Below are 10,268 nucleotides of genomic sequence, written 5' to 3'. Positions count from 1 at the left end.
GCCCCCACCCGCATGACCGACGGCCGCCCGGCCGCCTTCCGCCGCTGGGTGGACGGCTACGACCCCGCCGACGCCGTGGACCGCGCCATCCGCGCGACCCGCTCGGCGGTCTTCCCGGAGCACGGACTGGACCCGCAGCCGTGAGGTTCGGCCGCGCTGACCGCCCGGCCGGCGGCCATGCCCGATGATCGGCGACCGGCCCGTTCAGGCCGCCGGGCGCCCCAGCTCGCGGATGGCCGCGCGTTCCACGAGCACCGGGACGAAGTCGCGGATGTGCGCTTCGGCGAAGCCCCGGTAGATCCGCTGGATCGTGGCAACCACCTGATCGGCCGGGACTCCGGGCGCGTAGGCGGCGGTCAGGTGGGCGGTCATCCTGCTGATCGCGTCGCGCTCGGCGGGGGTCACGTCGGGCGGAGCGATGAGGGGGTCCGCCGCGGATGCCGTGGTCATAATCACAGGGTGACCGAGGAACCACCTAGAGGCAACAGGTAGATGCCTAGAGCTTTCTAGCGCTGGGCCGGTGAATCGGAGCCGCCGGCGCCACGTCTGCGGGAGGGCGAACGCGCGGACGCGCGAGCCGGGCGCGGCGCCGGGCGCCCCGACGCGAGGCAGGACCGGCCCGGCGCCGCGGCTCGGCCCGCGCGGCGAAGGCCGGCCCGGCGTATCTCCTCCCGGGGGCTCAGCTCTCGTAGTTCTCCACCACGCGGGTCGGCCGCTCGCGGGCGCGGCCCGGGTCCTGGGCCCACTCGCGGCGGGCCTGGCGCTGGCGGAGCAGGTCCCAGGCCTGGTCGAGCTGCATCTCGAGCTCGGCGAGGCGGCGCCGGCGGTCGGCGTCGGGCACCTCGGGCTCGTCGCCCGGGGCGCCGTCGCCGCGCAGGCGGTGCTCCTCGTCGATCAGATCGTTGATGCGGCGGTGGATTTCCGCGTTGGCGTCAGCCATGGCGCTCGACCTCCTGGTAACCGTGAGTACTGCGCTTGCGGGCCGTCATGACCTGCTACGCGCCGTCCAGGCCCGGGCGAGCCGTCACGAGCCGTTGAGCTTCGCGGCGGTCTCGGCGAGGCGACGGCCCTGGTAGCGCGCTGCTTCGAGGGTAGCCTCGTCGGGGCCCTCGCCGCCGCCCGACGGCCAGCTGACACCGTAGGGGTTGCCGCCGGAGGCGTAGAGCAGCGGGTCGGTGTAGCCGGGCGGGACGATCAGGCAGCCCCAGTGGTAGAAGACGTTGTTCAGCGACAGGATCGTCGACTCCTGGCCGCCGTGCCGGTTCGCCGACGAGGTGAAGCTGGTGACGGGCTTGTCCTGCAGCTTGCCCTGCTGCCACAGCCCGCCGGTCTGGTCGAGGAACTGCTTGAGCTGCGCGGTCACGGTGCCGAAGCGGGTCGGGGTGCCGAAGGCGTAGGCGTCGGCCCACTCCAGGTCCTCCAGCGTCGCCTCCTCGACGGAGTCCTTGGTCGCGTCGACGTGCGCGCGCCACGCGGGGTTGGCGTCGATGGCGGTGTCGGGGGCGAGTTCGTGCACGCGGCGAAGGCGCACGTCGGCGTCCTGCTTGGCGGCGCCCTCGGCGAGGGCGGACGCGAGGGCGTGGACGTTGCCGGTGGCGCTGTAGTAGATCACCGCTACGCGGACACTCATGAACGGATTCCCTTCTCTCCGGTGGAACGGCGGTGCGTCCCGGACGCGAGAGCGGTTCACCCGTGCGGGCTACTGTCAAACTCCGGATCGGGCAATTCCCGCGATTCCCGCAATGCGCGCCACACGGCCCAGCCGATCGAGACCAGCGGGACGGCGACGACCGCCCCGGCCAGGCCGGCGAGCGAGGTTCCGGCGATGACGCAGATCGCCACGACCACGGGGTGCAGCCGCACCGCCCAGCCCATGACGAACGGCTGCAGGACGTGCCCCTCGATCTGCCCGATCACCACGATCAGCACGAGCACGATCACGGCCGTGGTCACGCCGCGGCTGGCCAGGGCGACGATCGTGGCCACGGCCAGCGCGATCGGGGAGCCGATGAGCGGGATGAAGCTCAGCAGGAACTCCAGCAGCGTGAGCGGCAGCACCAGCGGCACGCGCAGGATCTGCAGCGCGATGCCGACCATCACCGCGTTCGCCGCCGCGACCAGGACGATGCCGCGCGTGTAGCCGGCGAAGGTCTGCCAGGCCGTGCGCCCGCAGCGCGACCACGTCTCGCGCGAGCCCTCCGGCAGCTGCTGCTGGAACCAGCGCCACATCCGGTCGCCGGAGACGGTGAAGAAGATCGCGCAGAAGACGGCAAGCGCCAGCGCGGTCACGACGTCGACGAGCCGGCCCGCCTCGTTGACCGCCTGGTTGATCAGCGTCGACCTGTGCTGGGAGAGCCACGTCGTCAGCCTGCTCTGCAGGTTCGTGAGCGTCTGCGGGTTGACGTGGAACGGCGCGCCCTGCAGCCACGTGCGGATCCGGTCCACGCCGCCGCGGAACTCGCTCGACAGGTCGCCCGACTCGTTGGCGACCGAGTCGGTCACCAGCCAGCCGAGCCCGCCGAGCACCGCGAGGCCGCCGAGCGCGGTGGCCAGCACCGCGAGCGGCCGCGGCATCGAGCGGGAGAGCAGCCGCACCGGCGGCCAGAGCAGCGAGGTCAGGATCAGCGCGATGAACAGCGCGATGAAGACGAGCTCGAAGCGCACCGCCACCCGGAACAGCACGTACAGCGCCACCCCGAGGATCAGCAGCCGCCAGGCGTAGTCCGCGGCCCGGCGCAGGCCGGGACCGACCGTCCGGCGACCCGGCTGCTGATCCATGGTCGGCCGCCTACCCACGCGGGCGGTCGGAGATGCCGGGCGCTACATCCACCGGTGGACGAAAGGGGGAGCCGGCGGCCGTCCGCGGAGAGCGATCACAGCCGCCGGTTCGCCGGGCGGCGGCGGATCCGCCGCCTCTGGCGGGGTTCTTCTCCTGGCGGCCGGGGTCTCGCCGTCGGCGACAGCGCCCGGCCACGGCGGCTCAGCGGTGTTCGAGCACCCGGGACAGGAAGCGCTGCGTCGAGGGGTGCTGCGGGTCGCCGAGCACCTGCTCGGCGGTGCCCTGCTCGCGGATCACTCCGTCCTCGAGGAAGCAGACCCGGTCAGCGGCGTGCCGCGCGAAGCCCATCTCGTGCGTGGCCATCAGGATCGTCATGCCGCGCTGCTTCAAGTCGCCGACCACGTCCAGCACCTCGCCGACCAGCTCCGGGTCCAGCGCCGCGGTGATCTCGTCGAGCAGCAGCAGCTCCGGCTCGGTCGCCAGCGCTCGCGCGATCGCCACCCGCTGCTGCTGGCCGCCGGAGAGCCGGTCCGGGTACTCCCGCGCCTTCTCGGCGAGGCCGAGCCTGCCCAGCAGCTCCATCGCACGCTGTTCGGCGTCGCGCCGCGGCACCTTGTGCGCCTTGCGCGGGGCCAGCGTCACGTTCTCCAGCACGCTCAGGTGCGGGAACAGGTTGTATGACTGGAACACGACGCCGATCCGCCGCCGTGCCGCGTTGGCGTCGAGCCGAGGGTCCGTGAGTTCGGTCGCGCCGAGGTGGATCGTGCCGTCGTCGACCGTGTCGAGCAGGTCCACGCAGCGCAGCAGCGTCGACTTGCCCGAGCCGGAGCCGCCGATCAGGCAGACGACCTGGTGCTCGGAGACGTCGAGGTCGATCGAGCGCAGCACGACACGGCCGCCGTAGGACTTCCGCAGGTCGCGGATGCGCAGCAGGGCCTCGCCGCCGCCGCTCACGCCGCCGCCGGCGGCGCCACCGCGGACGCCGCTGGAGGGAACGCCCTCGCCGGGAATGATCACGCTCATCGTCCTGAACCTCCGGTCTCCGCCCACTGCCGCCGGACGGCCTTCGCCTGCAGCCAGTCCGCGTACCGGGTGAGCGGGATGGTCACCAGGATGAACAGCAGCGCCGCAGCGAGGTACGGCGTGTAGTTGAAGTCGTAGTCCGCGTTGATCTGCGCGACGCGCAGCGCCTCGAGCGGGCCGAGCACCGCGACCAGCGCGGTGTCCTTCTGCAGCGAGATGAAGTCGTTGAGCAGCGGCGGCACCACGTTGCGCACGGCCTGCGGCAGGATCACGTGCCGCAGCGTCTGCCGCTCGCTCAGGCCCAGCGCCTTCGCCGCGTTGCGCTGTGCCGGGTGCACCGAGTTCAGACCCGCGCGGAAGACCTCGCCGACGTACGCCGTGTACGAGAGCACCAGCGCGATGCAGCCGAGCACGACCGGTGAGGACGGGGTGCCCTGCAGCTGGAGCGCCGGCAGGCCGAAGCCGACCAGGAAGACCAGCAGCAGGGTCGGCACGCCGCGGAACACGTCCACGTACAGCATCGCGCTCCAGCGCAGCGGGGCCAGGCCCGGCGCCGTCGTCGTGCGCACGAGGGCGAAGGCGAGGCCCAGCACCAGGATGCAGATCTCACAGCCGACGAACATCTGCACGTTGAGCCAGAAGCCGTGCAGGATGGCGCCGAAGTAGCGCCGGAACTCGGTGCCGTTCAGGAAGTACTCGTGCACCCGGCCCCAGCCGGGCGAGGACACCAGGCCGACACAGACCAGCACGAGGAAGCCGACGGTGCACCCGATGGCGATCAGGCCGTCCCGCCGCCGGCGGCCGCGGCGGTAGCGCTCGCGGTCCAGCCGGACGGCGCTCGGCGCGTAGCCGTCGCTGTCGGTCGTCGTCGGGCCGGTGGCGGCCGTGGTGTTCTCTGTCACTGTCTACTGACTATCTCTGCGTCTGCTGTATGTGGGCTGAGTGTCTGCGGGCCGGCTGTCTTTGGGCTGACTGTCTCTGCTGATCGGCCGAGTCACGGAGACCCCGCTGCCCGTCCGCTACTGCGCGAGCTCGGGCGCGTCGGCCGAGTCCGCGAGCCACTGCTTGGTGATCGAGGCCAGCTCGCCGCTCGACTTGAGCTTGGCGAGCGCCTGGTCGACGCAGCCGGTCAGCTTGCTGCCCTTCTGCAGCAGCAGGCCGAACTGCTCCGGGGTGCCGCCGTCGTAGTTGAACTGGCCGACGATCTTGCCGTTGGTCAGCTCGGCGCTGGCGAGGTAGAAGACGGTCGGCATGTCGGTGACGATCGCGTCCACCTGGCCGTTCTTCAGCGCGTTCACCTCGTCGTCGGTGGTGTTGTAGACCGAGAGCGAGCCGCTCGGCTTGATCTCGTTCTCGACGGCCTGGTAGCTGGTGGTGGACACCTGCACGCCGATCTTCGCGCCCTTGAGCGCGGACAGCGAGGTGGCCTTGGCGTACTTCGAGCTCGCCAGGGTCAGCACGCCCTGGTTGACGTCGTAGTAGCCGGTGGAGAAGTCCACGGCCTTGGCGCGCGTGGAGGTGATCGAGATCTCGTTGATGTCGAAGTCGAAGTTCTTCGCGCCGGGCGCGTAGGAGTTGTCGAAGGACTCGGTGGTCCACTTGACCTGGCTGGAGCTGAAGCCGAGCTCCTTGGCCACGGCGTAGGCCACGGCGCTCTCGAAGCCCTTGCCGTCCGACGGCGCGTTGTTGTCGAACCAGGGGGAGTACGCCGGCGAGTCCGTCGCGACGGTGAGCTGGCCCGACTTGTACAGCGCGAGCGAGCTCGCCGAGCACGAGGCGGACGCGGAGCCGGTGGCGGCCGCGGACGAGGTGGTGTCGCTCTTCGGCGCGCAGGCGGAGGCGAGCAGGGCGACGGCGGTTGCGGCGCCGAGGATCGCGGCGGCGCGGCCGCGCGGGCTGAGTGAACGCAGTGAGGACACGGGGGTACTTTCAGGTCGAGGGTGGGAGTGATGATATCTGCTTTTCGGACGTCTCAGTCAATGAGACGGAGAGTTCTAAGCGACGAGAACGGCTTCGGACTGCGCGGCGTGGGCCAGCGTGTCGCCCTCCCGCAGCCCGAAGGCGCGGGCCGCCGAGCCGCCGCGGACGACCAGCTCGGCGAAGCCGTAGCCGGAGCTGCCGGTGACGATCCCGGGCTCGCCGCGCGGCACGTCCACCAGCCGCGGGTAGCAGGGCACCTCGCGCGCGGCCCCGGACTCCCGGTCGAGCACCGGGACCGCGCCGCCCGCCGCGTAGCCGGGCAGCTGCTCGGCCGGGGCGTCCAGCTTGCAGTTGCCGAAGTTGTCCACCACCGCGACCCGGATCCGAGACGGCTCGGCCGGGCCCTCGACGGCGCGGGCGACGGACGGCACCGGCCGGCCGTCGACCAGCCAGCGGGCCAGCAGCGGCACGTACCACAGGCTGCGGAACTGGGTGCGCGCGATCTCGTCGACCTGCGCGGGGGTGAACCGGGCCCAGCCCGCCGCCGCGGCCTCGAGCACCTCGCGCACATCGGTCACCTCCACCGCCTCGACCCCCAGGTAGCGGCGCAGCGGCGCGAGCACGCGCGGATTCAGCGTGCTGACGACCAGGTGCTCGCGAACCCGGAAGTAGCAGAACGGCACGCCGTTCGGCCAGTGCCCGTCGCGCGGGGCGATGTTCACCAGGATCACGGTCGGCTCCCCGGCGGCGCCGAGCAGCTCGGTGGAGCGCAGCACGTCGAGCAGGGTCAGCGCGGCCGTGCCCTCCGGGTCCGCGCCGCACAGCGGGAGCACGGTCGGCGTGCTGCCGAACAGGGTGGCCAGGCGGGCGCTCTGCCTGGCCACGGCGTTCGGGTCGGTGCAGTCGGTGAGCGAGATGACGGGCGGGTTCGACATGGGGGTCGTCTCTTTCTGGCGGAGAGAACGGCGGGGGAGTTCCGGGGAAAGCAAAGACCCCCTCCGGAGTCCGGAGGGGGTCACGCGTCGTGTGCGCGCACGGCTTCGCTAGCGAAGAGCCTCCGGGGAGCGGGGCATCATTCGCATCATCATCGCGAAGCCAGCGGTCATGGCGGGAACCTTAACACACGGCGCGAGCGGCTCCGCAATCCGCCTTGACCTTGCCGTAGCGTCAACTCGTACCGTCGTCCACGAGGCCGCGACCTGCGGCTTCCCGAGTCCCGAGCGGGCGGCGCCCCAGGAGAGGAGCACGGTGGTGTCCTGGTCGATCGCCGAGGTGGCCAAGATCTCCGGCCTCACCTCGCGCACCCTGCGCCATTACGACGACATCGGCCTGCTGCGCCCGGCCTACGTCGCCGGCAACGGCTACCGGCACTACGGGCCCGAGCAGCTGCTGCGGCTCCAGCAGATCCTGGTGCTGCGCGAGCTCGGCGTTGGCCTGCCGGAGATCGGCCGGATCCTCGACGAGCAGACCGACCGCGTCGCGGCGCTGCGCGCGCACCACCGGCGGCTGCTCGCCGAGCGCGACCGGCTCGGCACGCTGGCCGCGACCGTGGCCCGCACCATCCGGGAACTCGAGGAATCAGCGCACGACGAAGGAGGCGACGTGTCCATCAACCGTCCGGAGAACCTGTTCGAGGGCTTCGACAGCTCGCAGTACGACGAGGAGGCCCGCGAGCGCTGGCCCGAGGAGTTCGCGGAGTCGCAGCGCCGTGCCGCGGCGATGAGCGCGCAGGAGATGGAGCGCATCCAGAAGGAGACCACCGCGAACATGGTCCGCATGGCCGAATTCATGGTCGCGCACACGCCGGTGGACGACGAGGCCGTGCAGGAGGCTGTGCACGAGCACTACGTCGGCCTATGCCGCTGGTGGACGCCGAGCGCCGAGGCGTACGCGTGCGTCGGCAACATGTACGTGGACGACCCCCGCTTCACCGCCACGTACGACAAGATCGCAGTGGGTCTCGCCGCGTACTACCGGGACGCCATCGCGCACTACGCGCGCACCCGGCTCGGCTAGGCCGGCCTTGCCCGACGGCGGAGCGGCTGACGTGCTCTCAGCCGCTCTTGCCGCGCGCCCCGGGAACCCGGTAGACACAGGGTTCGTGAATAACCCACGTCGGCGCATGGTCGTCGTCAACGGTCTGCCGGGTGCCGGGAAGACCACCCTCGCCCGCTCCCTGTCCCGCCGGATGAATCTGCCGCTGATCAGCAAGGACATCATCAAGGAAGCATATTCCGACGTGTTCGGGATAGCCCCCAAGGAGGGCCACGCGCGGCGCGAGTGGAGCAACGCGCACGGCGCCGCCGCCTCCGAGACCATGTGGGCGCTGGCCGCCGACGCCGCCGGCGGCGCGATCCTCGAATCCTGGTGGCCGCGCGACCGGGCGCACTTCGTCGAGGCCGGGCTCAAGCGGGCCGGAATCGAGCACACGGTGACCGTGCTGTGCGAGGTCGCGCCCGAACTGGCCAGGGACCGCTTCGTGCGGCGGGCACGCGACGGGTCCCGGCACCCGATCCACGGCGACACCTCCGACCCGGCCGACTACGACCGGGACTGGCTCGGCGCCGAGCCGCTGACCGTCGGCCCGGTGCTGAAGGTGGACACCACCGGCGCCGTCGAACTCGAACCGATCGTGGAATGGGTCCTCGCGCACAGCGCCGCTTAGGCTTCGCCCGCCTTACGCGCCTTTTGGTAGAAAGAGGCGTGACCGCCACGCGCAATCTCCTGGAACCCGTCCACCTCAGCGCGGGACGCCTCTACCTGCGTCCCACCGAACCCGGCGACGAGGCCGCGGTCGCCGCCGCGCTGCGCGACCCCGGCATCGCCCTGTGGAACACCGGCATATCCATCGCCCGCGCGCCCGAGGCCGAGCGCGCCGCCATCTGGCTGCGGGTGCGCGAGCAGGGCTGGGCCTCCGGCGCCGCCGCCAACTTCGCCGTCGTCGACGCGACCACCGGCGAGCTGCTCGGCACCGTCGGGATCCGCGACATCAACCGGCTGCCCGAGCAGGCCGTGGCCGGCTACTGGACCGCCCCCGGCGCCCGCGGCCGCGGCGTCGCGCCGCAGGCCCTCGACGTCGTGGCCCGCTGGGCCTTCGCCCCGCAGCGCGCCGGCGGCCTCGGCCTGCACCGGATCGTCCTGGACCACGCGCTGGTGAACACCGGCTCCTGCCGCGTCGCCGAGAAGGCCGGCTTCCGGCTCGAGGGCACGATGCGCGGCTCCTTCCTGGCCCACGACGGCTCGCGGCACGACTCCCATCTGCACGCCCGGCTGGCGACCGACGGAGCTTCCGAACCCTCCTGAAGGCAAACCAAGAATCGAGTCACGGTTCGGTGACTAAGAGCGTTTTCATGCATGGCTCACTCCCGGCCTAGACCGTGAGCCCAGATTTCTTGGTCGTACCCGCGGCACAGAGGCGTCCATGCGTCCGCGCCGTATCCACGTCCTCGACCAAGACATCAGGGGCCATAGATGTTCTTCACCTACCTGGGCCGGGAGCTGCGCAGGCGCAGTCGCCAGGCCCTCGTCATCGCGCTCGGCCTGGCGCTCGGTATCGGTTTGACGATCGCGGTCAGCGCCGCCTCTTCCGGTGTCAAGGTGGCCCAGAACGACGTTCTCAAATCGCTGTACGGAGTGGGCACGGACATCACCGTGACGCAGACCGCCACCCGCGGATCCGGCGGCGCGGGCAGCTTCGACATCAAGGGGCAGTCGCAGACCACCACCGGCACCAAGACCACCAGCAGCTCGCAGGACACGGCGTCGGTGTCGCAGGGTTCGGGCACGCTGACCTCGGCCACGCTGACGAAGATCAAGGCCCTGTCCGGCGTCTCGGACGCGGTCGGCAGCCTCTCGCTCTCGGACATCAACGTCAGCGGTTCGCTCACTCAGAGCTTCACCCAGAACAAGTCCTCCTCCAGCTCCGGCAGCACCACCGGCAACGCGCCCAGCGGCGGCAGCACCAGCAGCAGCTCGGGCGGCGGCAGCTTCTCGGCCGGCCCGCCCTCGGGCAGCTTCAGCTTCAACCAGACCACCATGGAGGGCGTGGACGTCTCCGACCTGTCCATCGGCCCGATGTCCTCGGTGACGCTCAAGTCCGGCCGTGAGCTGACCTCCGCCGACGCGAACTCCGCCGTCGCGGTCGTCACCTCCAGCTACGCCACCCAGAAGAGCATCAAGGTCGGCAGCACCGTGACGCTCGGCGGCGCCAAGTTCACGGTCGTCGGGATCGTCACGACGTCGGCCAGCGAGGATTACTACATCCCGCTGGCCGAGGCGCAGAAGATCTCCAGCGAGACCGGCAAGGTCACCACCGTCTACGTGAAGGCGGCCAGCAGCACCCAGATCAGCGCCGTGGCCAGTGAGATCTCGAAGACGGCCTCCGGCTCGACCGTCTCCACCTCGGCCGAGCTCGCCAATTCGGTCTCCGGCTCGCTCGCCTCGACCGCCTCGCTCGCCAACAACCTGGGCAAGTGGCTCTCCATCGGCGTGCTGCTCGCCGCGTTCCTGGTCGCCGCGCTGTTCACGATGTCGGCGGTGGGCCGGC

Annotated in this window: 12 protein-coding genes and 1 pseudogene; 5 read left to right on the top strand and 8 right to left on the bottom strand. The window is 71.2% G+C overall.

The window, feature by feature from the left end; all coding sequences use genetic code 11:
• Positions 1-144: pseudogene (locus KDK95_RS38435) on the top strand (acetoin utilization protein AcuC); the annotation flags it as partial.
• A 60-nt stretch (positions 145-204) separates the two neighbouring features.
• On the opposite strand, the gene KDK95_RS32520 reads toward KDK95_RS38435, so the two are convergent.
• From KDK95_RS32520 to KDK95_RS32485, 8 genes are all read right to left on the bottom strand, one after another.
• Positions 205-450, bottom strand: a complete 246-nt coding sequence (locus KDK95_RS32520) for a three-helix bundle dimerization domain-containing protein (RefSeq protein ID WP_212522193.1) — start codon at positions 448-450, stop codon at positions 205-207.
• Positions 451-679: 229 nt separating this feature from the next.
• Positions 680-940 (bottom strand): DUF2630 family protein, encoded by a 261-nt coding sequence (locus tag KDK95_RS32515; protein ID WP_212522192.1) that lies wholly within the window; start codon positions 938-940, stop codon positions 680-682.
• An 84-nt stretch (positions 941-1,024) separates the two neighbouring features.
• A complete protein-coding gene (gene wrbA, locus KDK95_RS32510) occupies positions 1,025-1,630 on the bottom strand; it encodes an NAD(P)H:quinone oxidoreductase (RefSeq protein WP_212522191.1) in 606 nt (201 codons plus the stop codon).
• Between the two features lie 56 nt (positions 1,631-1,686).
• Positions 1,687-2,778 carry an AI-2E family transporter gene (locus KDK95_RS32505; RefSeq protein WP_212522190.1) on the bottom strand — a complete coding sequence of 364 codons (1,092 nt, stop codon included), beginning with the start codon at positions 2,776-2,778 and terminating at the stop codon, positions 1,687-1,689.
• A 202-nt stretch (positions 2,779-2,980) separates the two neighbouring features.
• Positions 2,981-3,802, bottom strand: coding sequence for an amino acid ABC transporter ATP-binding protein (locus tag KDK95_RS32500; protein WP_212522189.1), 822 nt, complete (start codon positions 3,800-3,802; stop codon positions 2,981-2,983).
• Entirely contained in the window at positions 3,799-4,704 is a 906-nt protein-coding gene (locus KDK95_RS32495) for an amino acid ABC transporter permease (RefSeq protein WP_307844851.1), read from the bottom strand. The genes KDK95_RS32500 and KDK95_RS32495 overlap by 4 nt, the downstream gene beginning before the upstream one ends.
• Before the next feature lie 117 nt (positions 4,705-4,821).
• Positions 4,822-5,721, bottom strand: a complete 900-nt coding sequence (locus KDK95_RS32490) for an ABC transporter substrate-binding protein (RefSeq protein WP_307844850.1) — start codon at positions 5,719-5,721, stop codon at positions 4,822-4,824.
• A 75-nt stretch (positions 5,722-5,796) separates the two neighbouring features.
• A complete protein-coding gene (locus tag KDK95_RS32485) occupies positions 5,797-6,657 on the bottom strand; it encodes an SAM hydroxide adenosyltransferase (protein WP_212522188.1) in 861 nt (286 codons plus the stop codon).
• 316 nt (positions 6,658-6,973) lie between these two features.
• On the opposite strand from KDK95_RS32485, the gene KDK95_RS32480 reads away from it, so the two are divergent.
• From KDK95_RS32480 to KDK95_RS32465, 4 genes are all read left to right on the top strand, one after another.
• Complete coding sequence (locus KDK95_RS32480; RefSeq protein WP_212522187.1) at positions 6,974-7,738, top strand: MerR family transcriptional regulator; 765 nt, start codon at positions 6,974-6,976, stop codon at positions 7,736-7,738.
• An 85-nt stretch (positions 7,739-7,823) separates the two neighbouring features.
• A complete protein-coding gene (locus KDK95_RS32475; protein WP_212522186.1) occupies positions 7,824-8,387 on the top strand; it encodes a P-loop nucleotide/nucleoside kinase family protein in 564 nt (187 codons plus the stop codon).
• A gap of 38 nt (positions 8,388-8,425) precedes the next feature.
• A complete protein-coding gene (locus KDK95_RS32470) occupies positions 8,426-9,025 on the top strand; it encodes a GNAT family N-acetyltransferase (RefSeq protein ID WP_212522185.1) in 600 nt (199 codons plus the stop codon).
• A 168-nt stretch (positions 9,026-9,193) separates the two neighbouring features.
• Positions 9,194-10,268, top strand: a 1,075-nt coding sequence (locus KDK95_RS32465) for an ABC transporter permease (protein WP_212522184.1), incomplete at its 3' end; no start/stop codon positions are given.

It is taken from the genome of Actinospica acidithermotolerans, assembly GCF_018139625.1.
Taxonomy (GTDB): Bacteria; Actinomycetota; Actinomycetes; order Streptomycetales; family Catenulisporaceae; genus Actinospica; species Actinospica acidithermotolerans.
Note: the sequence above shows the minus strand (reverse complement) of the source record. Positions and strands in the feature narration are given on the sequence as shown.

Coding starts and splice junctions, on each gene's coding strand:
- KDK95_RS32515 (WP_212522192.1), bottom strand. CDS start 940: ATGGCTGACGCCAACGCGGAAATCCACCGCCGCATCAACGATCTGATC.
- KDK95_RS32485 (WP_212522188.1), bottom strand. CDS start 6,657: ATGTCGAACCCGCCCGTCATCTCGCTCACCGACTGCACCGACCCGAAC.
- wrbA (WP_212522191.1), bottom strand. CDS start 1,630: ATGAGTGTCCGCGTAGCGGTGATCTACTACAGCGCCACCGGCAACGTC.
- KDK95_RS32500 (WP_212522189.1), bottom strand. CDS start 3,802: ATGAGCGTGATCATTCCCGGCGAGGGCGTTCCCTCCAGCGGCGTCCGC.
- KDK95_RS32520 (WP_212522193.1), bottom strand. CDS start 450: ATGACCACGGCATCCGCGGCGGACCCCCTCATCGCTCCGCCCGACGTG.
- KDK95_RS32505 (WP_212522190.1), bottom strand. CDS start 2,778: ATGGATCAGCAGCCGGGTCGCCGGACGGTCGGTCCCGGCCTGCGCCGG.